Here is a 26,331-nt window from a genome sequence, read left to right as displayed (position 1 = left end):
GAGGAGTAAATGTGAAGCATATCAAAAACTCATTAATAATGTTTTTTCTATTACTAAATATTCTTTCATTTCCTGTAGACAGTACATTCTTAACATACACAGTTGCTGGAAACAATATTTGGAAGGTAACACAGGATGCTTACATAGTAAGCGAGGTACTTTTTAGAGATTACAATTTGTACTATCCAGAAGATTTATTTATCAAAGGTTCTAAGATGTACATAGCCGATTCTGGGAATGCTAGAATTGTTGTTTACGATATGGAAACTGGAGAAGCAACTAGTATTGGTGATTTTAAACTTTGGCAACCAACTGGTGTTTTTGTAACAGATGAATACATTTATGTAGCCGATCCTGGAAGTTCTGAAGTTGTTATTTTCAATTTAAGAGGTGAAGAGGTAAAACGCATTGGCAGACCAACAAACCCTATTTTTGGAGAAACTGCAAATTACAAACCAAAAAAACTTGTCGTAGATAAAAGAGGAAATTTGTACATAGTCAGCGAAGGAACATTCGAGGGTATCATACAACTTGATAAAGATGGAGAGTTCCTTGGATATTTCGGTAGTAATTTAGTCGGTGTAACGCTTCTTGATAAATTTATAGATTTGTTTTACACAAAAGAACAGAAAGAAAAGTTTCTTCATAGGATTCCTAAACCTTACGCGAATATAACCATTGACGATAAGGGATTAATATACACGGTAACTCAAAAAGAGTATGGAAACGCTATTAAAAAACATAATACCATAGGATTGAACATATTATCGGCATCAAAAGAAAGAAGAATGGTTGACGAAGATAATTTTGTAGATATAGCTGTTGACAAAGATGGAAGAATTTACGCGCTTACCGAAACGGGTCTAATATACGAATATGATTCTGAAGGAAATTTGATTTTTTCATTTGGTGGTCGAGCAATATCAACGGAGAGGTCTGGATTATTTTCCGTTGCCTCTGCTATTGAAATCGACGAAATGGGCAAGTTGTACGTTTTAGATAAAGAGAGAGGTTTAGTACATGTTATTGTCCCTACGGAATACGCCAACATACTCCATCAAGCATTAAATCTTTACGAACAGGGAAAATACATAGAGAGTAAGAGATTGTGGGAAAAAGTGATGACTTACGACGGTTATTCCAAAATAGCACACTATGGACTTGGCAAAGCATATTTCCAATCAGCTCGGTACGATAAAGCTGCACTGCATTTCAAGGAAGCTTTCGCGAGAAGAGATTACTCAGATGCTTTTTGGGAAATGAGAAATAATTTTTTGCAGAAGAATATGGGAATTATTTTGTCTTTACTTGTAATCATCATATTAATTTTTACAATTATTGATTTATTATCAAGGTATGGGAAGATTAAAATAAAGTTCCATGTAAAAAATAAGTTGCTATCGGACGTACTTTATATAAAAAATATTCTTAGGCATCCTTTGGATACTTTCTATTATTTGCAAAAGAAAAAGCATGGCTCTGTTCTTTCCGCTTCAATTATTTACTTAATGTTCCTCTTAGTTATCTTAGTAGATTATTTTGGCCGAAGTTTTATATTTAATCTCAATACAAGCGATAGAAACGTTGGATTTGTTTTACTAACATCATCGTCTATTTTATTTTTGTGGATTATATCCAACTGGCTTGTCAGCTCTATAAACGACGGCAAAGGAACGTTGAGAGATATATACGTTTTTACTGCATATTCTTTTGCACCGTATATATTATTCCAACCATTAGTAATATTGAGTACATATGTGCTTACATATAACGAAAAGTTTTTAATCGATTTTGCATCGATGTTTTTAATCTCATGGAGTGCTGTGATGTTATTTACCGGAGTAAAAGAAACACACGACTATGATATTAAGAACACGGTGAAAAGTATTTTATTTACATTAGGTTGGGTTTTCGTGATAATACTCGTTTATTCTATCGTTTACATGCTTTGGGATCAACTAGTAGAAACCGCATTTAGCATTGTCCAGGAGGTGTTGTACCGTGTTAGGAATATCCGATAAAATTAAAACTTTAATTTTAATATTGATGATCTTACCTGTAATATTTTTACCACAGACAGTTGGCAATGAATTTTTGTCAAATAGATTCACAAGACCTGATAAACCTGTTGCAGTTGCTTCTAAATTCACAACCGAAGGTTACACAAAAATAGCTGAGAATAACATATTAGAATTATGGATAAATATTTCCACTTCATCAGTAAGAATTGTAGATAAAAGAAATGGATACGTATGGGGAGATGTATTAGAAGACTCAGAGGCATTCAATGAGATGAACGATGTTTGGAAATTTATAGCCAAATCACTTGTTATGATTGAATACTTCGACGAACGTGGTATATCGAACGTTATGGGAAGTGCAGACGGGCAAGTAGATAAGAGATTTTCAAAAATACAAAACGGATTTACTTATACATTCTATTTCAAACCAATTGGTATATCACTCGATGTTACTGTCGAACTCAAAGATGAGAAAGTTGTATTTTCTTTAAAGAAATCATCAATTAAAGAGAAAGGAAGTTTTACCCTTGCTTCTGTAATGTTCGCACCATTTATTGGAAGCGTTGTATCAAACGAAATAGAAGGTTATATCTTTGTTCCAGATGGACCGGGTGCGTTAATTAGGTTTTCAAAACCAGCGCACTATTTAAACTGGTTTGAAAAAAGAACGTACGGTAAGGACTATGGTATCGAGAATCTTACTTCTGTTAACGACCTTCGTTCAAGAAGACCTAACGATTTTTTGAGAGAAGAGCCAAATGTACTTACACCAGTATTTGGAATTTCTCACGGTACCAAGAACAATGCCATTTTCGGTGTTGTTACTTCTGGAAAAGAGTACTCTGCGATAGTTGCATACCCCAGCGGAATACTCAGCAATTACAATTGGGCAACGGCAAAGTTCATATACAGGCAAAAATACCTTCAACCAACGAGTAGAAGTGGAGCTGGGATACAAGTTGCACAAAATAAGATGAACAATTTTGATGCAAGATTGGAACTTAATTTCCTTGTAGGTTACGATGCTGATTACGTGGGAATGGCAAAGTTTTACAGAGAAAAATACTTATCAAATCTTTTAAGAAAAACTACAAAGACAGGCAATGTTCCAATCGCTATTACTATTATAGCTTCTGATATTGAAAAAAAAGTTATCGGTTATGGCACAATTCCTATTACAACAGCTGAAGATATGAAAAATATAGTAAGTGATTTTAATAAAATGGGAATTAAGAATGTTAAAGTACTTATCGACGGTTGGCAAAGTGGTGGAGTGCATGGAAGTAAGATAAGTAAAGTGTCGTTTGAAGAAAAAATAGGTGGTGAAAGACAATTACTTGATTTTCTAAATTACGCAAAAAAATTAGGTTACGAAGTATACTTTGTCGACAATGTGACAAAAGTGAGTGAAAAACAGATAAATTTAAAGAAAGAAGTAGGCATAAACCTTTCCCAATCTGTTATTTACGAAGAGCGGGATAATAAAGATCTATGGCTTTACAGGTCATATTACACAAACGTAAAACTTGCAAGTGAATATTTAGAAAAGAAGTCTTCAATTCTTACATCAAAAGGCATCACAAACATAGCGATAAAGGAATACGCGAATAAACTTTACGGCGATTTGAGATACGGTTCAGAGTTTGAAAGATGGCAAGCATTAAACCTTGTTAAAAAAACGCTCGAAAATATTTCATCTAGAATGAATAGTTTATATTTATATACACCAAACGATTACACATGGAAATTTGCAGATGGTTTTCTTGAAACTCCTATGAACAACAGTCAGTACTTATTTGAGACTGATACTGTTCCTTTCCTGCAAATAGTTTTGAGCGGTTCGATTGACTACTATACACCGTATATAAACAACAGCTTCTTTTCAAGAGAAGATATCCTTAAATCAATTGAATATGGTGCATTACCTTCATTCATATTAACATGGGTGGATAATTACAAGATAAAGAAAACACCACTTTGGGATTATCCTTCAACAAAATTTGCCGACTGGAAAGAGAAGATATTAGAAGTGTACAATGAGATAAACGATGCTCTAAAAAATGTACGTGGTTACAAGATAGTTGACAGAATTGTTCTTGAACCTGGAGTGGTACTAGTTGTTTATGAAAATAAAAAAGCCATTCTTGTAAATTACACAAACGATATTTACAAATTTGATAAAAAGCTTGTTAATCCACGTTCGTGGATTTGTTTCGAATACAATTCAGCAAATCTGGTAAGTGGAGTTGATAGAAAATGAGAATGACAAGAAAGACGAGGAAAGCTATAAGTGGATATATATACATTTCACCATGGATCGCTGGTTTTCTTATATTCACAGCTTATCCATTCTTCTATTCACTTTATTTAAGCTTTTTCAATGTTAATTTCACCGTTGAAGGAATAAAAGCAACATTCGTTGGTTTGAAATATTACATATACGCATTTAGAACAGATCCGGCTTTTCCAATTAATTTCTGGAATACTATCTTGAGCATAGTACTTTCAACACCTCTGATTTTAGTATTCTCTCTCATAATAGCTATACTTTTGAACAATAAACTTAGGGCTCGTGCATTCTTTAGATTGCTTTACTTCCTGCCAGTGGTTATTATTAGCGGTCCTGTTATTTCTGAACTTGTTGCAAACAACGCAGCACAGATAGTTGATCCAAGAAGATACTTTATATACAAATTTTTTATGGTTATGCCTAATACTATTAGTTATCCATTCATATATATGTTTAATAACTTAGTGCTGATACTTTGGTTTTCAGGTGTGCAAATTCTATTCTTCTTGGCTGGGCTTCAAAAAATAAGTAGTAGTGTATATGAAGCCGCAAAAATAGATGGTGCAAATAGCTGGATTATATTCTGGAAAATCACTTTACCACTGATAAGGCCATTTTTACTCATCAATGCAATATACACAATCGTTGATTTGGCATCATTTGCGAATAACCCAGTTAATACAAGTATTACTCAAAGGATGTTTGATATTGATAAACCATATTCGTACTCGTCGGCACTCTCTTGGATTTACTTTGCAGCGGTTATGATAATAATTGGAATCGCATTTTTACTGTTCAGAGAAAGGGGGTACAAAAAATGAAAAAAATACATTTTTCATACTATAAGCATTTAAAAGACCCTGCTACAAAATTCATCATATACTTTATATTAATCGGCGTTGGATACGCATATTTGTATCCTCTCCTTTATATGATAACAACATCGTTCATGAGTGTTGAAGATCTTGTTAACCCAACGGTGAATTGGATTCCAACTAAGCTAACATTAGAAAATTTTTCCAAAGCATGGAAAGTTCTTGATGCCACAAAATCATTGTTAAACAGTGTTTACATGTCTTCTATCCCTGCTTTGTTTCAAACGTTGGTAACAGCGTTAATCGCTTACGGACTTTCAAGGTTTGAATTCCCTCTGAAACGATTTTGGATATTTTTAATGTTGGCGACTTTCTTGATACCATCACAGGTTACTTTAGTTACTAAGTATATGCTTTTCAGTAGATTGAATCTTACCGGAAAACCTTTTGTTAGTTTTCTCCCTGCTTTAACTGGACAAGGAATTAGAAGTGCAATTTTTATACTTTTGTATTACAACTTTTTCAACATGCTTCCCAAAACTTTTGATGAAGCTGCCGAATTAGATGGTGCGAATTCCTTCCAAATATTCTATAAGATAGTTTTTCCGCTTTCAATTCCAGCGATAGTAACGACTTTCATATTCTCGCTTGTGTGGTATTGGAACGAAACGCTATTGACGGGCTTACTACTTGGTAATAATATAAAAACTATACCAATAGCTTTAAGAGATTTTGTAGCAAGGTATGCTGTGATGTTTCCAACCGCTGACGGGAGTGCTGCAAATAGAATTAACGAAGGTATAAGGATGTCGGCAACACTTATAACAATACTTCCACTTTTGATTACGTACCTTATATTGCAACGTCAGTTTGTTGAAAGTCTTGAAAGAACAGGAATAACGGGTGAATAATTTATAAAATCACAATTATACTTTAAAAGGAGGAGAAGGTCATGTTTGAAGATACAAAGATTGATGAAATTATAAAAAGTATGACAATGGAAGAAAAGATTAATTTTGTTGTTGGTGTTGGGGTTCTTGGAATAGAGGGGAATCCAAAACCGAAAGTTAAAGGTGCAGCTGGCGAGACATCTGAGATACCAAGGCTCGGTATTCCTCGAACGGTACTTGCAGACGGACCTGCTGGACTTCGTATAGATCCTGAAAGAGAAAATGATGAATATAAATATCATGCAACTGCTTTTCCTGTTGAAACGATGTTAGCCTCAACATGGAATAGGGAAATTCTAAAAAAAGTTGGAGAAGCCATGGGTGAAGAAGTTAGAGAGTATGGAGTAGATATTCTTCTTGCACCAGCGATAAATATACACAGAAATCCATTGGGTGGAAGAAATTTCGAATACTACTCGGAAGACCCTGTACTAACAGGAGAAATGGCGGCGAGTTTCGTTGAAGGTGTGCAATCGCAAGGGGTAGGGGCATGTATAAAACATTTTGTTGCCAATGAACAGGAAACAAATAGGATGACTATAGATACTATCGTTTCTGAAAGAGCTCTGAGAGAAATTTATCTTAAACCATTTGAAATAGCTATTAAGAAAGCTAAACCATGGACTGTGATGAGTTCATACAACAAACTCAACGGATATTACACTTCACAAAACAAATGGTTATTAATGAAGGTTTTAAGAGATGAATGGCAATTCGATGGTTTTGTTATGACAGACTGGTTTGCAGGAGACAATGCTGCAAAACAACTTATGTCTGGAAACGATTTAATAATGCCCGGAAAATCTTTCCAAGTTGTTCCACATTTGAGACCAAAAGATGAAAGAGATGACATACGAGAAGCTCTTGAAAAAGGTGAGCTCACAGAAGAAGTAATAGATGAAAGAATAAGAAATATCCTCCGAATTCTTTTCAAAACACCGGCATTCAAAGGTTATAAATATTCAAATAAACCAAATCTAGAAAAACATGCTAAAGTTTCTTATGAAGCAGGTTGTGAAGGTGTAGTATTGTTGAAAAATGATGACGTATTGCCAATTTCAAAGGACACAAAATTTGCGTTATTCGGAACTGGACAAGTTGAAACGATACGCGGTGGAACGGGTAGCGGAGAAACTCACCCAATGTACACTGTTAACTTCTTAGATGGTGTATTAGAAAGAGGTTTAAGCGTTGATCAAGAATTAGCCAAACTTTACAGAGAAAAAATTGAAGAATTCAGAAGCGGAGATTACAAAGTTACTAGAGGAAGTTGGGGAGAAGAAATAAAACCTAAACTACCTGAAAATTTCATCCAAGAATCACAACTCGAAGAAATTGCAAAAAGAAATGAAGTCGCTGTTGTTATTATAACGAGAATATCCGGAGAAGGTTACGACAGAAAAGCAGAAAAGGGAGATTATTATCTTAGTGATGATGAATTTGAACTTTTGAAAAGTGTATCAGAGATATTTAGAAAACACAACAAAAAGGTCATCGTTGTTCTTAACATTGGTTCACCTATAGAAGTTGAAAGTTGGAAAAATTTATGCGATGGTATATTACTTGTTTGGCAACCAGGTCAAGAAGCTGGAAGAATTCTTGCAGATGTTCTTACTGGAGACGTAAATCCATCAGGAAAATTGCCAACAACATTCCCAAAAGATTACAATGATGTTCCATCGCGTTCGTTCCCGGGTGAACCGAGAGATAATCCAACTGTCATTGTATACGATGAAGGGATATACGTAGGATACAGATATTATGATACATTTAGAGTAGAGCCATCATACGAATTTGGTTTTGGACTTTCTTATACAACATTTGAATATTCGAACTTGTCGATTAAACGTGTTGGTTCAAAATTTGTTGTTGAATTTGACATAAAAAATACAGGCAACAGGTCAGGTAAAGAAGTGGCACAACTTTACGTAAGAGCACCAATTGTGAAGATAGACAAGCCATACCAAGAATTGAAAGCATTTGAGAAAACAAAACTATTAGAACCAGGCGAAGTACAACACATTATTATTGAATTATTCGCATCCGATTTAGCTTCTTTCGATGGAAACTCATGGATTGTAGAGGAAGGTGAATACGAATTCCGCATAGGTGCGTCCTCAAGAGACATAAGACTGATTGGAAAAATAAAGATATGAATTTTAGGAAGGTGATGGTATGAGAGAAAAGTTGCTGTTATTAATTATGGTTTTATTAGTACTTCTTTCTACAGTTGGTTGTTCTTTCACAAAGGAGGAATATGCGTTGTTAAAAAGCGATAAATGGAAATTAATCTGGTCTGATGAATTTAATGGAAAAGAGGTAGATAGAACAAAATGGAACTTCCAAATTGGAAATAACAACGGTTGGGGTAACGGTGAATGGCAGTACTATACAGATGGAAAAAACGCGTGGATAGAAAACGGGATGCTTGTTATCGAAGCAAGAAAAGAAGTTGTAAAAGACTCAAAAGGTACATATAATTACACTTCAACGAGGATGACAACGGAAAATAAATTCAGTATCCAATACGGAAAAATAGAGGCAAGATTAAAATTTCCTCAAGGTAAAGGACTCTGGCCAGCATTTTGGATGCTTGGTGAGAATTTCAGATACGTAGGCTGGCCTACCTGCGGTGAAATAGATATAGTTGAATTTCTTGGTCACGATAAAAAGACAGTTTATGGAACAATGCATGGACCTGGGTACAGCGGAAGTTACGGAATTAGTGGAAAATATATGATTGATGTAACTACCAAACCATCTTTTGTTGATGATTTCCATGTATTCGGCATTATTTGGGATGAAGAAAAGATAATATGGTACGTTGACGATGAAATATACCATGCGGTTTACAAAAAAGCCATAGAAAATCGTGGAAAAGTTTGGGTCTTTGATAATCCATTCTTTATCATACTGAATCTTGCCGTAGGTGGCTATTGGCCAGGTTATCCAGATAATACAACACCCTTCCCGGCCAGATTTTACATTGATTATGTAAGAGTGTATACATTAGATGAAGAGTAACAGAGGTGATCTAATTTGGCAAATATACGCGAGGTCGCTAAGCTAGCTAATGTATCAATAGCAACCGTTTCAAGGGTTTTAAATGGAAGCGACAGAGTTTCCGAGGAAACAAGAAAGCGAGTTTTAAACGCGGTGAAAAAATTAAACTATAAGCCAGCGTTTTCATTTAAAGAAGGTACAGGGAGACTGCTTCGCACCATAGGAGTACTTATGCCAGACATAAGGGGTTACCATTACAGTGATATAGTAATGGCAATTGAGGAATATGCGTATACTAAACAATTCGATATTATGCTCGCACTTCCAAAATGGGAAGTTGATATCGAAGAACACATACTTGATCAGTACTTTCGCAGGAAGGTGGATGGAATTATATTAGGAGAGTTGTTTGGTGGTCAAAAATTAATCGAGAAATTTACAAAAAGCGGTGTTCCAGTTGTTGTAATAGATTTCCGAGTTGATGAAATCGACTTTGATGTTGTAAATGTTGATAATGTAACTGGTGGTTACTCAGCAATTAAATACCTCTACGACAACGGTCACAGAAACATTTTATTTATTCCCGGTCCAGAAGTATCTCCAGCAGCATTAGATAGAGAAAAAGGAATAAGGAAATTCGTTGAAAAGTTGCCTAACAGAAGCGAAGTTAATATATACTATGGAGAACACAGAGGATATAATTCAGAGCACGGTTGGGTTAGCGTGACACAACATCTTAAGAAGTATGGTTTAAACTTCACCGCAATCTTTGCGGTAAACGATTGGGCTGCTTTAGGTGCCATAGATGCATTGAAAGACCATGGAATTAAAGTGCCAGACGAAGTATCAATAATAGGGTTCGATGATGCACCATTTGCACAGTATACAAGTCCAAGGCTAACAACTGTTATGCAACCAAGGTGGGAAATGGGGGTTACCGCTGCCCAACTTCTCATCTCAAGAATACTTGATAAAAAAGCAAGATTGCCAAGAAATGTAATATTGCCAACAAAATTGATAGAACGTGAATCAGTGAAAAAAATAAGGTAATACTAAAACAAAAAAACCCGGTCGTTGTCACATCAGACCGGGATTTTTAATATTATCTATTTTTGTCTATCAAATTTTTCAGCTTCTATGATTACTCTGTATTTTTGGTTGTCAACTTCAACGGTAAATTCTTTTGTAAAATTATTGGGAAGGCTCTTTAACGCAGTCTCATCTATCGTTTCCCAAAACATATTTTCTGCAATAAGCTGCGCTTTTTCTTGTCTTATAGCTTCATTCAACATCTCTTTTTGCATTGGAATTGTCATTGAAACTATCGCAACTATTATCAAAAGAATTATCATAGAGACGATTAATTCTATGTAAAACATATGGTACCTCGTGATGCATTTTAACCGACTTTATTTTCAATCTTCAAGAAATTTTTGAATTCCTTGTGCAGCACTTTTACCTGCCCCCATTGCAAGGATAACAGTTGCTGAGCCAGTTACGATATCTCCACCTGCAAATATTTTTGGAATACTTGTTTGTCCATATTCGTTCGTTATTATGTAACCGTATTTATTAGTTTTTAGATCAGGAAATTGAGAAAGTAAGAATTTATTTGCTTCCGTTCCAATTGCCTCAATTACTGTATCAGCTTCAATAATAAAATTACTACCGTTTACAAATACGGGTCTTCTTCTTCCACTCTCGTCTGGTTCGCCAAGTTCCATCCTTACGCACTCTATAGCTATGAGGTTACCATTTTCGTCGCCGACGTACTTTACAGGGGTAGCTAACGTTAAGATTTTTATCCCCTCTTCCTTGGCATGGTGAATTTCTGCTTTTCTTGCAGGCATCTCAGCTTCTGTTCTTCTATAAACTATGGTTACATCTGCACCTAATCTCAACGCACTTCTTGCCGCGTCCATCGCTGTGTTTCCACCACCAACAACTACGGCCTTTTTCCCAACTCTTATAGGTGTGTCATATTCTGGAAATTTATAGGCACGCATTAGATTGACACGGGTTAAAAACTCATTCGCAGAGTAAACACCATTTAATTCGCTACCAGGTATACCCATAAACTTTGGTGTACCAGCACCAACACCAACAAAAACCGCATCGTAATCTTCAAGAATTTCGTGAACGGGTATTGCGTAACCAACCGGTATATTTTTCAAAAAATTCACACCTAATTTTTCGAGGTCAAATATCTCTTTCTTTACGATCGATTTTGGTAACCTGAACTCCGGGATTCCATAAATGAGCACTCCACCAAATTCATGTAGTGCTTCGTATATATCAATTTGGTAGCCTCTTTTCCCAAGTTCCGAAGCAACCGTAAGTCCAGCTGGTCCTGAACCAATTATCGCAACTCTCTTTTTATTATTTTTTATAATAATTTCCTTACTGTATTCAGTATTTTCAAATTGTACGTTATTTTCAGAAGCCCAATCAGCGACAAAACGTTCCAAAGCACCTATATTTATAGGTTTTCCTACTTTACTAAGTACACATGCACCTTCACATTGAACTTCCTGAGGGCATACTCTTCCACAGATAGCTGGAAGGTAATTGTATGATTTAAGTATCTTAAACGAGCCTTCTAAATTCTCTTTGACGATTTCTCTTATGAATCCAGGAATATCTATTCCGACAGGACATCCCGAAATGCACGTAGGCACTTTGCATTGTAAACATCTTTTTGCTTCTTCCTTTGCCATATCATAGTTGTAACCTAAAGCTACTTCATTAAAGTTATTTTTCCTTTGCTCAGCTGGTTGTTCTAAGACCTCTATTCTATCTCTTACAGCCATGATATATCACCTATCTGGTCAAGGTATCTCTCAAAAGCAATTTTTTCCTGTTCTTTGTATTGATTCAATCTTTTCATAAAACTATCCCAATCAACATATCGCCCATCGAATTCTGGCCCATCCACACATACGTATTTTATCTCGCCATCTTTTTCATTTTTTATAAGTGTTCTACATCCACCACACATTCCTGTTCCGTCTATCATTATTGAATTTAATGAAACCCATATTGGTAAATTATGTTTATCAGCAGCTTCGCTTGCAAGTTTCATCATAATTGCAGGTCCAACTGCCCAAATAATATCGTATTTTGAATTTCTAAGTTCTTCTTCCATAAAATCTATGACAGTACCTTTCTGACCAGATGAGCCATCATCTGTTGCTTTTATTACTCTATCTGCAAACTCAAACTCATCTTTCATAATCAAATCGTCGATAGTACGTGCACCAATTATAATGGTTAACTTATTGCCAACTTCTTTTAAAGCTTTAGCTATTGTGTAAATAACCGCGATACCAACACCACCGCCAATTACCAACACATTACCATAAAATTTTACCTCGCTAGGTTTTCCAAGAGGTCCAGCAACATCAAATAATATATCTCCTTGTTTTAATGAACACAATTCGTACGTTGATTTACCAACAGCCTTAACGACAATTCTAAAATTGTCTCCGTTTGTCTCAGCGATGGTGAGAGGTATTCTTTCGCCTTTTTCACTAACTTTAATAATGACAAACTGCCCTGGCTTTGTATGTCTACTGACAAAAGGATTAAAAATCCATAGTTCATGGATCCCTTTAGATAATTTTCTTTTGGATATTATTTTGTTTATAGTGTCTGAATGTTCAAACATTTTATAAATTCCTCCTAAAAATGTTAAACTATTTAAACACTTTTCTGTGCATCCACTAAGGCAAGAAACTCATCATTTGATTTGGTCTCTTTTAATTTAGATAAAATTAGTTTAATTCCCTCTTCTTCAGACATTGAACTAAGCATTCTACGGATTATCCATATCTTCTTAAGATCGTTTTGGCTAAGTAGTAATTCTTCTTTTCTTGTACCTGAAAGTGAGATATTAATGGCAGGAAAAATTCTTTTATTTGCAAGTTGCCTTGAAAGAACCAATTCCATATTTCCTGTTCCTTTAAATTCTTCGAAAATGACTTCATCCATCTTTGAACCTGTTTCTATAAGTGCAGTTGCAATTATCGTTAGACTTCCACCTTCACGTGTATTCCTCGCTGCGCCAAAGAAATGTTTAGGTTTATACAAAGCAGCTGGGTCAACACCACCACTTAACAATTTTCCGCTCGGTGGGACAGTAATGTTGTAAACTCTTGCAAGGCGTGTTAAACTATCAAGCAAAACTACCACATGATTTCCATATTCAACAAGTCTTTTACACATTTCAAGGGTTAATTCCGCAATTTTAATTTGCTTATCGGAAGGCATATCAAACGGGGCTGCTATTACTTTTGCATTAACGGATTCTTTTATGTCTGTAACTTCTTCAGGTCGTTCATCAATTAAGAGGACTATTCTAATTGTATCAGGATGGTTTCTCGCAATTCCATTGGCTATTTCTTTCAAAATAGTTGTCTTACCAGCTTTGGGCGGAGCTACTATCATCCCTCTTTGACCCTTCCCAATGGGAGCAAATAAATCTATGAGTCTTGTTGAGTATACTTCTTTATCTGTTTCGAGTACATATCTCTCTTTCGGATAGTCTGGTGTTAAGTTTTCAAAATTCACCCTTTCGTTGGCAAATTCTGGTGGCTTGTAATTTATCGCTTCAATTTTTATCATTGCGTTAAAGCGCTCACCTTCTTTTGGTGGTCGAATAACTCCCGATACAATGTCACCAGTGTTTAAATTAAACTTTCTTATTTGAGATTGTGATACATAGATATCTTTCGGACCTGTAAGCATAGTCTCTAAACTACGCAAAAAGCCATAACCATCAGGGGCTATTTCTAAAACTCCTTCTCCAAAGAAATAACCCTCAGCTCTCGCTTTTGCTTCTAAAATTTCAAATATCAAATCCTGTTTTCTCATGCTTGTATACCTTGGTATATCGTATTTTCTTGCAAGTTCATAAAGCTCTTTCATTGTCATATCTTCAAGTTGTTTCATACTAATTCCATCTGTCAAATGCCAAACACCTCCGGAAAAAGATTTTGTCGTACCGGCACAACTTAAGAGAATAATTGATTTAACAAGGCTTCTTTCCTTTGAAATTTATTCATTATCTTTACTTTGTTCGGAATAATCTATCTCCGGCATCTCCAAGACCAGGTAATATGTAACCATGGTCGTTAAGTTCTCTGTCAAGAGATGCAGTATATATATCCACATCGGGATGAGCTTTTTCGATAGCCTTTACACCTTCTGGTGATGAAATCAACGATATGAAAGTGATTTGCTTTCCACCAAGTTCTTTAACCTTTGTTATTGCATCTATTGCAGATACACCAGTCGCAAGCATTGGGTCAAGAATAAAGATTTCGCTTTTATCGTGAAGCTTTGGGGTTTTGAAATAATAATCAACAGCTTTCAATGTTTCTGGGTCACGGTAGATGCCTATATGTCCAACTGACGCGTTAGGTAGCAATTCAAGTATCCCATCAACCATGCCAAGTCCAGCACGTAATATGGGTATAACAACAATATCTTTATCATTTATGTAATAACCCTTGGTTTTTTCTAACGGGGTTTCAACTTCCAATTCATAAACTGGTATGTGACGTGTAGCTTCGTATGTTATCAAAAGGGTAATTTCTCTTAATAGTTCCCTAAATTCTTTTGGACCCGTCTCTTTCTTTCTCATAATCGTGAGTTTATGCTTTATCAATGGGTGATCAACTACATATAGCACAAATATCCTCCTCCATTTCAAGTTTCTTAGATTGACTGAATTACCCCAAGTTCTCTCAATTGTTCTTCTATATCATATTGCATAAGCTTTGGAATAATCAAATCTAAATCACCATCTAAAACTGCTTGAAGATTATATATCGTCAAGTTTATTCGGTGATCTGTCACCCTATTTTGAGGGAAATTATATGTTCTTATCTTCTCACTTCTTTCACCACTGCCAATTTGATTCTTCCTCTGAGAAGAAAGTTTTTCATCTTGTTCTTTTCTTGCGAGTTCATAAAGTTTTGCCCTTAAAACCATCATAGCCTTCTCTTTATTTTGGTGTTGTGAACGTTCAGATTGACATGTTACAACAATACCAGTGGGTATATGAGTAATTCTTATAGCAGATTCCGTTTTATTAACGTACTGCCCACCCGCACCAGATGCTCTGTAGGTATCTATTCTTATATCCTTTGGGTCTATATAAACGTCGACATCTTTCATTTCAGGTAGTACAGCAACCGTTGCCGTTGAAGTGTGTATTCTTCCACCAGATTCTGTAACAGGAATCCTTTGAACCCTGTGTACACCTCTTTCGTATTTCATGTATGTTCCACTGTTTTTTCCTTTTATTCTTACTACAACTTCTTTGTATCCACCTAAATCTGATTTGCTTTCATCGATAATTTCAGTACTCCATCCCATTCTCTCAGAATATCTTAAATACATTCTCAATAAATCACCCGCAAATAACGCTGCTTCTTCTCCACCAGTTCCTGCCCGAATTTCTAAAAATACATTTCTATCTCTGAATTCGTCATCTGGAAGGAGTAAAGCGATAATTTCGTTCGATATCTTCTCTATTTTACTATCCAATTTTGTTATTTCATCTTCACTACCTGGTTCTTGTTCCCAAAGTTCTCTTTCGTCTAATAGATTAAAATATTCATCTATAAGCTCATCAATTTCTTTAAACTTTGTAAACTCCGCAGAGATTTTTATCATTTCCTTCAGTTCCAAATTCTCCATCATTTTCTTTTCAATCTCTTCCAAAGTTTTTTTCACCCAACTGCGGATACTTTCCATTAAACTCCTGTCCATCCTATCTTCTTTGCCACCTCCTCAGGATTGCGTGCAAATCCAATCACAGATTCCTTTGTTATTTCATTTGAAAAGTAAGCCTTAAGTAAAGCATCGTCAAATAATATATTTCCCTGCTTTTGAGCAGTTTGCATTATACTCTCTATTTGATGTATTTTTCCCTCTCTTATTAAATTTCTGACAGCTATGTTGGCAACGAGAACTTCAACTATCGGTATTACTCCAGACGATTTCTTTGGTACAAGTCTTTGGTAAACTACCCCCACAAGAGTATTTGCAAGTTGCAATGATACTTGCTTTTGTTGGTGTGCTGGGAAGACATCGACTATTCTTTCAGGAGCAGTTGCCGCTGAGTTAGTATGCAATGTTGCAAATACTAAATGCCCAGTTTCTGCAGCGGTAAGTGCAAGCGAAATCGTTTCAAGATCGCGCATTTCACCAACTAAGATTATATCAGGGTCTTGTCTTAAAGCGTATTTAAGAGCGTCCGCAAAACTTTCCGTATCCTTACCAACCTCTCTTTGGTGAATAAGTGAATTTTTGTTCTCGAAAACATATTCGATAGGGTCTTCTATAGTAATTATATGATAAGCGTATTTAGAGTTTATATAATCTACCATGGCGGCAAGTGTTGTGGATTTACCACTTCCCGTCGGACCAGTAACAATTATTAACCCAGTATCTCTTTCACAAAATTCTCTCAAAACGGGTGGTAAACCAAGTTCTTCAAATGTTCTTATTTTCTTTGTTATAATTCTCAAAGCAAGCGTTGGATTACCTCTTTCATAGTATAAATTTGCTCTTATTCTAACGTCTTCAAATCCAAAGGAAAAATCTACTTCCATATTTTCGGAAGCAATACCTTCTTCCATCATAAGGTGCTTAATTGCCTCTTTTAAATCCGATTTTTCAATTGCAGGATATCCCTGCATTTTTGAAAGAAAACCATCAACCCGAACGATCGGCGGATTACCAACTGATAAATGAACATCGGAGGCTCTCATACTTTTTGCTTTACCAACAATCTCATAAATGTTTAACATGAAATTACCCTCCTAAGGAAGATTTGTTGTCATCAAAAAGCATTTTGAGTTTTTCAAGAACTGGATCTGTAATCTCATCAGATAGGATAACTTCAACAGGTCTGTTTAACCCACTTTTATTTTTGTAGAGTAATTCTATTTCTTGCCTCTTCTCCTTTATTACTTCATAACTGAACTGTTTTGATTTGTCAAAGATAATTTTTATACTATCTTCATTTTCATATACAGTTGCCAATGATAAACCAACAAATATCGATAAATCGCCGTTTAATTTGAGTTCTTCTAACAATTCTTTTGTTACTTGTTTTAAGAACTTAGCTTGTGAAACATTTTGAGATAAATGCTTCTCTTCTTTCTCTTCTCTCTTCAAGTCAACCTGAATGTCTTCATTTTTCACACTTTCGTTTAATTGTGCTGATGGCATCTTTTCGCTTTGTGGAAGTGTATTTTCATTTTGTTCCGTAATTTTTTCATCCTGAATATTCTTGGAAAGTTGCTTAGTACCAACATTGTCCTGAGAAGATCGAGCAGTTGAGGCAACATTAGAAATATTCGAATATTTACCGTAATATCTATTAGCAATTGATAGGAACATTAACCTTGCAATTAAAAGTTTTTCTTCTGCAAATCTGATTTCTTTCAAAACATTATAAAAATCACTTGCTAATTTTAACATATTATCTTCTTTTTTCTCTAAAGTTTTTTCAATCAATTGGTTTATGAATGTATCAAAGTCACCACGTTCTATGTAAATATCATTCAATATTTTCTCGATCAACTCTCTATCGTTATTTAATGTTGCTTCTATAAATTTTTCTATGGTTTCTTCACTTATAAGTCCTAATGCTTCATCAACTATTTTTTCGGTAACTTCTCCTCCTGTATATCTAATGACTTGCTCTAACGTTGAAAGTGCATCCCTTAGTCCACCCTCAGCACGCTTCGCTATTTTCTTCAAAGCTTCGTAAGTTACGTCAAAACCTTCTCTTTCACATACTGATTTTAATTTATTTACTATGTTTTCTTCAGATATGTTTCTGAATTCAAGTACATGACATCTTGACATTATTGTTGGAGGAATTTTTTCAGGATTGGTCGTTGCAAGTATAAAAACAACATGTTGTGGTGGTTCCTCCAATGTTTTAAGAAGAGCATTGAAAGCTTCTCTTGTGAGCATGTGAACTTCATCTATAATGTATACTTTGTATTTCCCCATTACGGGTGTAAAATTTACACCTTCTTTTATCTTTCTTATTTCATCAATGCCTCTATTCGAGGCAGCATCTAATTCTATAACATCAAGGTGTGAACCATTATCTATAGCTTGACATGATGCACATTCGTTACATGGCTCACCAAATTGATTTTTTTCACAGTTCAAAGATTTTGCCAATATCCTTGCTGTAGTGGTTTTTCCAGTCCCTCTTGGACCAGCAAAGATATATGCATGATTTATCTTTTGAAGTTTTAAAGCATTCGTTAAAAGCTTTTTTATGTGTTCCTGACCAACAATATCGTAAAAATTTTTGGGTCTGTATTTTCTGTATAATGCTTCCATAAAATTTCACCTCAGTTTTTCCAACCAGTTTTTTCCACAATAAACGTTATTAATTTTCATTCTTTTTTTGAGATAATTCGTTATAAACACCAGAAATTATCTCTACGATTTTTTCTTTTGTTTCAGAGTGAAGTGGATCAAACCATAATGAGTTTTTAAATCTTCTAAGGTATATTAACTGCCTTCTTGCGTAATGTCTTGTGTTTCTTTTGATGAGATGAATAGCAGTCTCAAGACCATATATACCATCTAAATAATCTATTATCTCTCTGTATCCAATAGTTTTAAAGGTATCGAGTGTTTTATCGTATTTTTCTATGAGTTCTTTAACCTCGTCTATTAAACCGTGTTCAATCATTTTTTCAGCTCTAATGTTGATACGTTCGTACAGTATGTTCCTGTCTGTATTCAAAACAATTAAAACAAAATCATCTGATTTATCTTGTTTTTGTAATTCAGAAATTCTCTTTCCCGTTTTTAGATAAACTTCCAATGCCCTGATGGTTCTTTTCATGTCTTGTGGATGTATTCTGCTTGCGGCTTCTGGATCAAATTCTTCAAGCATTTTTCTCAATATGCCTGGCTCTTGTTCATTTAATTTACTAAGTTCTTTTCGGATATTTTCATCACGTGGTACTCCTTCAAAAAAACCTTTTACAAGAGCATCTATATAAAGTCCAGTACCGCCAACATAAATGGGGATTTTACCTTTTAATAGGATTTCTTTTTCAATTTCCTTTGCCATTTTTTGGTACAAAAAGGCATTAAAATATTCATTAGGTTCTATAATATCAATCATATGATGCTTAACTAACATCAACTGATATGGGTCAGGCTTAGCTGTTCCTATATCCATATACTTATAAATCTGCCTAGAATCCATGGAAATGACTTCTATTGGTAAATTTTTTGATATTTCAACAATTAAGTCTGTCTTGCCAACACCAGTGGGACCAGAAATGATAATCCTCTTCAAATCCATCACTCTTTCGCAAAAATTCTTACTTAGAATGGTCTATTACAAATTACTCTACTTTCAACTCAATGCTAACATTATTGGCTTTCATATCGTTTTTCTCAGTATATATAACTGCATCAGACGCCGTCATTTTTATACCTTTCTTTGAATCGTTAATAACAACTGCACCAATAAGGGTGAGTTCGCCTTTTTTCTTATCGTATTCAAATTTATCCGCAACAGCCGTAATATCGCCTTTTGTTATATTAACTCCTCCTTTTTTTGTACCACTGTATTTATCGTTATCCAAATCAAAGTTTATAGTATCTGCAATAATCGTTATCTTTTCATTACTCTTTGAGTCAATAATTGTCACAGTTGTATTTGTTAAGGTACCTGTTCTATTATCAAGGTCGTAAGTCATTTTATCTGCTACGGCACTACCACCATCAAATGAAAATTCTGCTTTTGCAGGTATATCTACTATCTTCCACTTATCATTTACTTTTTTAACATACATTTCAGAAGTTTTGACACTTACCTTATCTTCTTCAATATTGACAAAAATTCTTCCTTTGTAATAAATAACATCGCTTTTTGGCTCAACGTAATCCGCTGATACTCTTACAGTTTTGGATTTTTTGGATGTTGAAGTTGTTGTAGTTGTCGTCTGAGCCATAAGTAAGTTCACAAAAAGTAAACCAAGTAAAATCAAAGCTATTACGCTTTTTAGTTTTTTCATAATAGTCCCCTCCTTAAATTTAGTTCTGCATTTTTTCTCACTTATATATAGAATCTGTTAGTTTTTTCCCAGCCTGATAAAATTTGTTGGCTATGATAGCAAAATTAGAATTATTATCGATCTCTATATTGATAAAATATTTTGATTTTGAAATTCTATCCTTGGCTATATTAAGTGTTCTTGAGAAAGTCGATAAAAGAAGGTAATCTGAGGCTCTCTGAGGTTTGAAACTTTTTATCCAATCAATGTATATTATAACATCTCCAAGCGGAATTCCAAATATCCAACTTAGTGAAGTATAACCTTTCACAGGTGAAAAATCAATAGGGTAATTAATTGCTTTTACAATTATGTCTATGGAGTTCCCTACCAAAATTTCCTCTTGAGATGATTCAAGGTTAAATGAACAAAATTTTATTTTCTCAGAACCAGTTATTTCAAAATTTGGAACCCATTTTTCAAAAAATTGCGTCAAATTTTTCCTACTTTCCTCTTCATCCAACTTTTTCTGCATTTTCACGAGAGTAAATACATTCTTTGAGATTTCCTTCAATGAATTTTTCGAGGCATTAGGAAAAATTTTTGGTAATTCATTCCACATTTTTGAAAGAGTATTGTAAGCACTATTTTTGTTATAATACCACAACAAAGCTGGTATACATGAAAAACCAGAACAGTAAATCTCAAAATCACCACTTAATCTTTTATTTTCCTCAATTTCATCTATTGATTTAAAAAATCCAATTGCACCAATGTAATGTACAATGTCACCGCCCAATGAAATTTTCAAATTCATCTCTCCTATTGTAAATTATTTTTAGAGCGTTATTATAAACTTCCCTGTATTTTTCCAGTTCAGTCCACTGAACTGAGATTGGATAAGAAATCACAAAATCCGCTGTCTCTATTTCTCTTTGAAGAATTATATCTCCTTTAATTGAATCAATATAAAGCATTAGCTCCATATGTGTGTTATAAGAATTTTTTGGTTCCTCAAAAATACTTGCAACGACTCTTTCAACCCCTTTATTTCTTAGTTCAATCACTGGAACTGGTGATAGAACACCACCATCTAACATTTTGGTACCTGCAATATAAGTTGGTTCAAAGACACCTGGCACTGTGCAACTGGCAAGGACTGCATCGACTAAAAATCCTTCGTTAATAACTATAGATTCAAGATTTTCCATATCAAAAGCAACAACATCAACAGGAATTTTTAAATCAGAAAACTTAGCTCGACCGTAGAGAGATTTAAAGAAATCGTAATAATCATCGAGATCTACAAGAGATTCCACCAAGATTAATTCAAAATTGAAAAATTTGAAATTGGAAAATTTTTTCCTTTTTAAAAAGTTTGTTATATTTTCCGCCAACACTCCATAAACTTTTTCAGAATCTTGATAGAGTGCATAAAGAGTCCCGACAATTGAACCAAAAGATGAACCTGAAATTATGTCTGGCTTCTTCCCACACAATTCAAATAATTTAAGTGTGGCTATATGTGAAAAACCTTTTACCCCACCAGCTTCCAAAGCTAAACCTATCATAAATATCTCCTTTATTGATTAGTTATTATAATGAAGAAAAGTACAGTTGAAAGAAGAAGACTTCCTATAGCAATCCATCTTGTTATATTCAGTTCATTTTTAAGTTGGTCGTAGTTTGATTGCATTTTCGAAATCTCGTTATTTGTTTTTTGCTGATAATCATTTAAAGTCTCTAATTTAGAACCTATTTCATTTATTTTTTCTTGCTCTACTTTGGACTTTGAAATTTCGTTCATAATTTTCATTTGCTCTACATTTAACGTATTAACATAGTCTTCAATTTTATTAAATCTCTGTTCTATCTGGTCAAATCTGTTTGTTAAAAGTTGGATATTATTAAAAGCATTCTCCACAGTAATAGCATCCACCACATCCAATTTTTTTAGAAATTCATCACCTTTATTTATTATTTCTTCGACTTTTTTCAATCTTTGATCTAACGATGAATTAATAGAAAGCGTTAGTTTTTCAAGAGAGTCTATTCTGTTATTGGTATTTTTCGTATTAACATTAATGTTTTCTATACTATTTTTAATAGTTTGAATCTCATTCGAGTAATTAACTAAAATGTTATCTACAATTTCAAGTTTATTATTTATTTTTGATACATTATTAGTTAAACTGGATATATTACTAGTTAGACTATCTATTTTTTCGGTATTTTTTTGGATTAATTTATTCAAATTCTCAATACTAGACTCATTTACTGATATTTGCTGCTTTATAGTTGAGAGTTGTTTTTCATTATTTGATAGCTGAGTTTTTAAATCATTCACACTTTTCTGCAAGCTTGTTAACGTTTCTTGGTAAGATGATGGTATTGAAGGAGTTGAAACTGGAGCGGAAATCTTTTTTTCTAAAGAATCTATCTTTTTTGCCATTTCATTTATATTTACCTGAAGGTTCTTAACCGTATCTTGAAGATTATTTTGACTACTTTGAATCGATTGAATTTGTTTCTCAACACCGGAAATCCTGCTGTCCAAACCTGAGATTTTACTATCCAATTTTTTTAAATCACTTGATGTTACGACATCACCTAAACTTGTTTGTAATCTTGATAAGTTATTAAGGTTGTAATAATCAATAAGGTTGTAAAGATACCTTGCAAGATCCAACTTAGTAATAAGAAGCGAGGGCTTAAAGTTTCCATTTGAATCAACGTCTAATATTTTCATGTCAACTAATGCATTTACTGCTTTGTAATCGGAAGCAGATGGCGAAAGGTCTTTTATTGTAGCAGCAAAAACCGAAGTAATTGAAAAGAAAAACACAAAAATAACTTTTATTAACAACAAACACGATCGCTTTTTCACCTTACCACCGCCCTTTATAAATTCATAATATCACTTATTCACCAAATTTTATCTCATTCAAGCGAGAAGACCTAACTTCATAATTGACTTCTGATAATGTAATTCCCCCATTTTTAAAAACAACGTTATGAATCCCTTCCTCTGCATTAAAAAGATAAATTGGAGTTTTTCCTATGTACTTTCCATCCCAATAAACATCTATTCTTTCTTTGGAATAAATATTGACAAGGCAATTTGTTTTATTATCAAAGATGGTAAAATTCTTTATCTCATATTCACCTATTTTTTCATTATTAAAAAAGGATAAGACCCTTTGACCGCTTTGCACATGTACTATAGCTGGGCCATTATAAATTGTATTAGCAACAAAAATAGAATGGTTACGCCCAATAAGAATAGGAATAGTTTTTGGAATATCTTCAAAGGTCCCATCACTAAACCCTAGCCACACAATATTCCCTTTTTCGTCTTTTATTGTAGTAAATATCGGACTTTTTGGAACACTTTCACGAGCAAATCCATCAAATTCGACAGTGTAACCTTTCTTTCTAAATTTAACAGTGACCTCCTCCAATGGTTTTAATGCAAAATAAAGCGTTTTATTTCTATCTAAATCAATTGTTGTTTTATATTCTTCATATCCCTGAGAAAAAATTTTTATGTTATAGACACCTTCTGGAAAACTAATATTAAATGGTGCTTTATAAACTTGATCCTTTATTTGAACGTAAGCATCGTTGGGTTTTCCAGATACAGAAAGTAGGAATTTCTCATGAGTATCAATTTTAATTGTATATTCATCTTGACTCGGGATTTCAATTTCTACATTATTTCTTACAAAGTTATTTGGAAGAATTAATTTGTGTTTCCCAGGTATAACTTCTAATGTTAATGGGAGAGATATTGGCAAATTATCAAAAAATGCATTTTCTATCTTTTTATCAGATTCAATACGCAATGTTGTGGTTTTTTTTAGAGAAATATCTATAAATTTTTCCTCGTACGGAAGAATGTTTATCTCAATTGTTTTTGTGGTATAACCCGGCGCGCTAACATCTATAACATGTTTTCCTGGAGAAATAACAATTTTGTTGTCTAAAGTTTTTTGTAAAAATCCATCAATTGATATTACTGCATCTTTTGGATTAACATTAAGTTGAAGATAAGACGGCAAAGTTAGAGTTGCCGTTATTGTCCCATCTTCAGTTAAATATTTTTCAAAAGATATATAACCAGGCTTGATGACTTTCAAATAGCCTGGAAATGTGGCGTCAAATGTAATACTTGCGTTTTTTATGGTACCTATTAATTTATCGTTATAGTAAACTATACTTCCGTTTTCACCAATAACAGTCAAAGCAAGAAGTAGCAAAGGGTATAAAAATGTTCCAGAAATTAAAAAGAACAAAAAAACCTTTTTGATTACCTTCATTAAATCACCTTTTTTACCTTACTATTTGTAATCATCTGTTAATTGTTCATATTTTTTACTAGCTTATCTAACAATGAGTATAATTTTTCAACATCGTTTTCGGGTAATTGCATAGTAACGCTTCTTACATAATCTATTCTGTAATTTATGACCGCTTTTATAACCTCTTCTCCAAGTGGTGTTATTTCAACAAAAGAGACTCTTTTATCTTCTTTTTTCTGCCTTCTTTTCAAAAATCCATCCCTCTCAAGTCTCATTACTAAACCTGTTGTTGTACTTTTTGCAATACCTAACATTTGACTTAATTTTGTCATTGTTTGTGGGCCATTGAAATAAATTTTTTGTAGCAAATCAAATTGAGCTGGTGTTATAGAGTAATTTTTCAAAGCTTCTCGACCATGAACTCTTATTTTAAAACATATTTCTCTAAGTAACTTTTCAAGTTGAACAATCATTTCGTCGTTCATTTTTTCACCTCATCACTTCTAAACAAGAAAAATTGAAGAAATTAAAGTTGTTCCATTAACACTTTAAATGCCAAATAAGTTTCGTATAAGTCGGCTTTCGAAACAAGTTCAAATGGAGCATGCATGCTCATTAATCCAGGTCCCATGTCTATTGTATCAAAACCCTCCTGAGCTAAAAACTTTGCAACAGTGCCTCCACCACCAACATCAACTTTTCCGAGTAAACTACTCTGCCAAGAAATGCCATTTTTGTTGAGAACGCCCCGTACTTTCGCAACCAACTCTGCATGTGCTTCGCTAGCCCCACCTTTACCTCCACGACCTGTGTATTTAACAATCGCAACTCCGTAGCCCGGCTTTGCAACATTCAATTTATCGTGAACATCTGGATATGAAGGGTCATAAAGCGTTGTAACATCCGCTGAAATAACATAAGATTTATTGATGATTTCATCAAATGCACTCTCTGCATCTGAAAAACCTTTTATTTTTAATAACTTTCTTACAAACGATTTGTAAAATCTTGCTTGAGCTCCAGCATCACCCTCACTACCTATCTCTTCTCTGTCAAATAATATAACTCCAGCTGCTTTTTGGTCTTTAGAAACTTCTGAATTTACAAACGCCATGATTGCCTGATAGGCGCATATCCTATCGTCGTGACCGTAAGCCCCTATCATACCTGCATCAATTCCGACATCTCTTGGTTTCAACGCAGGAACGAGTTCTAAATCTGCACTTATAAAATCTTCTTCATCTATGTTGTATTTCTCCTTTAACAACTTTAAAACATTTTTCTTAACCGCTTCATTTTCTTCACCTATAAGAGGTATAGAACCTAAAATGACATTCATTTTATCAGCTTTAAAGTGTTCACTTACCTTTTTGTCTTCTTTATCAAGGTGTGGCAATAAATCTGGAAGAACAAAAACCGGATCTTTCTCATCGCAGCCGATACAAACATTTATCTTTTCACCATTTTCTTTAACAACAACTCCAACCAATGCTAACGGTAAACTAAGCCATTGGTATTTCTTAACTCCACCGTAATAATGAGTCTTGCCAAGTGCTATTCCACTATCTTCGTATAAAGGATAAGGTCTTAAATCTATCCTTGGAGCATCAACATGTGCTGCTACAAAATTTATACCTTTTGTAATATCTCCTTTAATGGCAACCAATGACTTTCCACGGTTTACGAAAAAGACTCCATCTTCGTTACCCGTATAATTATCTATGCTTACAAACCCGGCCTTTATTAATAATTTTTCAAAATATTCAATTGCAAGTCTTTCGGTTTTCGCATAGTCTATAAACGTTTTATAACTTTCGGAAAAAACCTCAATTTCTTCACGTGTTCTCTTTTTCCATACCAATCCTTTGTCAATACCCATGATTTACACCTCCGT

23 protein-coding genes are annotated in these 26,331 nt (G+C 34.2%); 7 read left to right on the top strand and 16 right to left on the bottom strand.

Translation table 11 applies throughout. The features are described 5' to 3' along the window. Positions 1-11 precede the first annotated feature (11 nt). Genes AS161_RS04520 through AS161_RS04490 form a run of 7 tightly spaced genes read left to right on the top strand, consistent with a single transcriptional unit; the run spans position 12 to position 10,129 of the window. Positions 12-2,021, top strand: a complete 2,010-nt coding sequence (locus AS161_RS04520) for a YIP1 family protein (RefSeq protein WP_206518772.1) — start codon at positions 12-14, stop codon at positions 2,019-2,021. Further along, a complete protein-coding gene (locus AS161_RS04515; protein ID WP_164541948.1) occupies positions 2,002-4,281 on the top strand; it encodes a DUF5696 domain-containing protein in 2,280 nt (759 codons plus the stop codon). The genes AS161_RS04520 and AS161_RS04515 overlap by 20 nt, the downstream gene beginning before the upstream one ends. Beyond that, a complete protein-coding gene (locus AS161_RS04510; RefSeq protein WP_011993477.1) occupies positions 4,278-5,132 on the top strand; it encodes a sugar ABC transporter permease in 855 nt (284 codons plus the stop codon). Before AS161_RS04515 ends, AS161_RS04510 begins: the two co-directional genes overlap by 4 nt. Continuing rightward, complete coding sequence (locus AS161_RS04505) at positions 5,129-6,037, top strand: carbohydrate ABC transporter permease (protein ID WP_011993476.1); 909 nt, start codon at positions 5,129-5,131, stop codon at positions 6,035-6,037. Before AS161_RS04510 ends, AS161_RS04505 begins: the two co-directional genes overlap by 4 nt. A 41-nt stretch (positions 6,038-6,078) precedes the next feature. Continuing rightward, entirely contained in the window at positions 6,079-8,232 is a 2,154-nt protein-coding gene (locus tag AS161_RS04500; protein ID WP_164541947.1) for a beta-glucosidase, read from the top strand. A 19-nt stretch (positions 8,233-8,251) separates the two neighbouring features. Continuing rightward, a complete protein-coding gene (locus AS161_RS04495) occupies positions 8,252-9,100 on the top strand; it encodes a glycoside hydrolase family 16 protein (RefSeq protein WP_011993474.1) in 849 nt (282 codons plus the stop codon). A 15-nt stretch (positions 9,101-9,115) separates the two neighbouring features. Beyond that, positions 9,116-10,129, top strand: coding sequence for a substrate-binding domain-containing protein (locus AS161_RS04490; protein ID WP_164541946.1), 1,014 nt, complete (start codon positions 9,116-9,118; stop codon positions 10,127-10,129). A 56-nt stretch (positions 10,130-10,185) separates the two neighbouring features. Here AS161_RS04490 and AS161_RS04485 read toward each other — a convergent pair whose 3' ends face one another. From AS161_RS04485 to AS161_RS04410, 16 genes are all read right to left on the bottom strand, one after another. Further along, complete coding sequence (locus AS161_RS04485; protein WP_164541945.1) at positions 10,186-10,458, bottom strand: hypothetical protein; 273 nt, start codon at positions 10,456-10,458, stop codon at positions 10,186-10,188. Between the two features lie 36 nt (positions 10,459-10,494). Next, complete coding sequence (gltA, locus tag AS161_RS04480; RefSeq protein ID WP_164541944.1) at positions 10,495-11,889, bottom strand: NADPH-dependent glutamate synthase; 1,395 nt, start codon at positions 11,887-11,889, stop codon at positions 10,495-10,497. After that, positions 11,880-12,746, bottom strand: coding sequence for a sulfide/dihydroorotate dehydrogenase-like FAD/NAD-binding protein (locus tag AS161_RS04475; protein WP_164541943.1), 867 nt, complete (start codon positions 12,744-12,746; stop codon positions 11,880-11,882). The genes gltA and AS161_RS04475 overlap by 10 nt, the downstream gene beginning before the upstream one ends. Before the next feature lie 32 nt (positions 12,747-12,778). Next, complete coding sequence (gene rho / locus AS161_RS04470; protein WP_164541959.1) at positions 12,779-14,029, bottom strand: transcription termination factor Rho; 1,251 nt, start codon at positions 14,027-14,029, stop codon at positions 12,779-12,781. Between the two features lie 118 nt (positions 14,030-14,147). Beyond that, a complete protein-coding gene (upp, locus tag AS161_RS04465; protein WP_164541958.1) occupies positions 14,148-14,777 on the bottom strand; it encodes a uracil phosphoribosyltransferase in 630 nt (209 codons plus the stop codon). A gap of 20 nt (positions 14,778-14,797) precedes the next feature. Continuing rightward, a complete protein-coding gene (gene prfA / locus AS161_RS04460) occupies positions 14,798-15,841 on the bottom strand; it encodes a peptide chain release factor 1 (RefSeq protein ID WP_206518771.1) in 1,044 nt (347 codons plus the stop codon). Then, a complete protein-coding gene (locus AS161_RS04455) occupies positions 15,841-16,899 on the bottom strand; it encodes a type IV pilus twitching motility protein PilT (protein ID WP_164541941.1) in 1,059 nt (352 codons plus the stop codon). Before AS161_RS04455 ends, prfA begins: the two co-directional genes overlap by 1 nt. A 4-nt stretch (positions 16,900-16,903) precedes the next feature. After that, entirely contained in the window at positions 16,904-18,457 is a 1,554-nt protein-coding gene (gene dnaX / locus AS161_RS04450; protein WP_164541940.1) for a DNA polymerase III subunit gamma/tau, read from the bottom strand. 49 nt (positions 18,458-18,506) lie between these two features. After that, entirely contained in the window at positions 18,507-19,433 is a 927-nt protein-coding gene (miaA, locus tag AS161_RS04445; protein WP_164541939.1) for a tRNA (adenosine(37)-N6)-dimethylallyltransferase MiaA, read from the bottom strand. A gap of 49 nt (positions 19,434-19,482) precedes the next feature. Beyond that, positions 19,483-20,157 carry an organic solvent tolerance protein OstA gene (locus tag AS161_RS04440; RefSeq protein ID WP_164541938.1) on the bottom strand — a complete coding sequence of 225 codons (675 nt, stop codon included), beginning with the start codon at positions 20,155-20,157 and terminating at the stop codon, positions 19,483-19,485. Between the two features lie 37 nt (positions 20,158-20,194). Further along, positions 20,195-20,953: a hypothetical protein gene (locus AS161_RS04435; protein ID WP_241241336.1), complete on the bottom strand. Its 759-nt coding sequence runs from the start codon at positions 20,951-20,953 to the stop codon at positions 20,195-20,197. Beyond that, a complete protein-coding gene (locus AS161_RS04430; RefSeq protein WP_011993461.1) occupies positions 20,925-21,707 on the bottom strand; it encodes a patatin-like phospholipase family protein in 783 nt (260 codons plus the stop codon). The genes AS161_RS04435 and AS161_RS04430 overlap by 29 nt, the downstream gene beginning before the upstream one ends. A gap of 11 nt (positions 21,708-21,718) precedes the next feature. Continuing rightward, positions 21,719-23,023 carry an S-layer homology domain-containing protein gene (locus tag AS161_RS04425; protein WP_164541936.1) on the bottom strand — a complete coding sequence of 435 codons (1,305 nt, stop codon included), beginning with the start codon at positions 23,021-23,023 and terminating at the stop codon, positions 21,719-21,721. 34 nt (positions 23,024-23,057) lie between these two features. Next, the gene (locus AS161_RS04420; protein WP_011993459.1) at positions 23,058-24,455 is read right to left on the bottom strand and encodes a PEGA domain-containing protein; all 1,398 of its coding nucleotides are present in this window, start codon (positions 24,453-24,455) and stop codon (positions 23,058-23,060) included. Between the two features lie 38 nt (positions 24,456-24,493). Then, the gene (locus AS161_RS04415; protein ID WP_011993458.1) at positions 24,494-24,922 is read right to left on the bottom strand and encodes a MarR family transcriptional regulator; all 429 of its coding nucleotides are present in this window, start codon (positions 24,920-24,922) and stop codon (positions 24,494-24,496) included. 41 nt (positions 24,923-24,963) lie between these two features. Further along, positions 24,964-26,316: an aminopeptidase gene (locus tag AS161_RS04410; RefSeq protein ID WP_011993457.1), complete on the bottom strand. Its 1,353-nt coding sequence runs from the start codon at positions 26,314-26,316 to the stop codon at positions 24,964-24,966. Positions 26,317-26,331: the final 15 nt, after the last annotated feature.

The organism is Fervidobacterium sp. 2310opik-2 (genome assembly GCF_011057735.1).
GTDB lineage: Bacteria > Thermotogota > Thermotogae > Thermotogales > Fervidobacteriaceae > Fervidobacterium > Fervidobacterium nodosum.
The sequence above is the reverse complement of the archived record's forward strand: the minus strand, read 5'-3'. Positions and strand labels throughout refer to the sequence as shown.

Bases quoted from the DNA above. Each gene is read 5' to 3' on its own strand.
- AS161_RS04430 (WP_011993461.1), bottom strand. From the start codon at position 21,707: ATGATAGGTTTAGCTTTGGAAGCTGGTGGGGTAAAAGGTTTTTCACAT.
- rho (WP_164541959.1), bottom strand. From the start codon at position 14,029: ATGAAACAACTTGAAGATATGACAATGAAAGAGCTTTATGAACTTGCA.
- dnaX (WP_164541940.1), bottom strand. From the start codon at position 18,457: ATGGAAGCATTATACAGAAAATACAGACCCAAAAATTTTTACGATATT.
- prfA (WP_206518771.1), bottom strand. From the start codon at position 15,841: ATGGAAAGTATCCGCAGTTGGGTGAAAAAAACTTTGGAAGAGATTGAA.
- AS161_RS04455 (WP_164541941.1), bottom strand. From the start codon at position 16,899: ATGTTAAACATTTATGAGATTGTTGGTAAAGCAAAAAGTATGAGAGCC.
- AS161_RS04495 (WP_011993474.1), top strand. From the start codon at position 8,252: ATGAGAGAAAAGTTGCTGTTATTAATTATGGTTTTATTAGTACTTCTT.
- AS161_RS04510 (WP_011993477.1), top strand. From the start codon at position 4,278: ATGAGAATGACAAGAAAGACGAGGAAAGCTATAAGTGGATATATATAC.
- AS161_RS04410 (WP_011993457.1), bottom strand. From the start codon at position 26,316: ATGGGTATTGACAAAGGATTGGTATGGAAAAAGAGAACACGTGAAGAA.
- AS161_RS04500 (WP_164541947.1), top strand. From the start codon at position 6,079: ATGTTTGAAGATACAAAGATTGATGAAATTATAAAAAGTATGACAATG.
- AS161_RS04440 (WP_164541938.1), bottom strand. From the start codon at position 20,157: ATGAAAAAACTAAAAAGCGTAATAGCTTTGATTTTACTTGGTTTACTT.
- AS161_RS04505 (WP_011993476.1), top strand. From the start codon at position 5,129: ATGAAAAAAATACATTTTTCATACTATAAGCATTTAAAAGACCCTGCT.
- gltA (WP_164541944.1), bottom strand. From the start codon at position 11,889: ATGGCTGTAAGAGATAGAATAGAGGTCTTAGAACAACCAGCTGAGCAA.
- AS161_RS04420 (WP_011993459.1), bottom strand. From the start codon at position 24,455: ATGAAGGTAATCAAAAAGGTTTTTTTGTTCTTTTTAATTTCTGGAACA.
- AS161_RS04415 (WP_011993458.1), bottom strand. From the start codon at position 24,922: ATGAACGACGAAATGATTGTTCAACTTGAAAAGTTACTTAGAGAAATA.
- AS161_RS04435 (WP_241241336.1), bottom strand. From the start codon at position 20,953: ATGAATTTGAAAATTTCATTGGGCGGTGACATTGTACATTACATTGGT.
- AS161_RS04475 (WP_164541943.1), bottom strand. From the start codon at position 12,746: ATGTTTGAACATTCAGACACTATAAACAAAATAATATCCAAAAGAAAA.
- AS161_RS04485 (WP_164541945.1), bottom strand. From the start codon at position 10,458: ATGTTTTACATAGAATTAATCGTCTCTATGATAATTCTTTTGATAATA.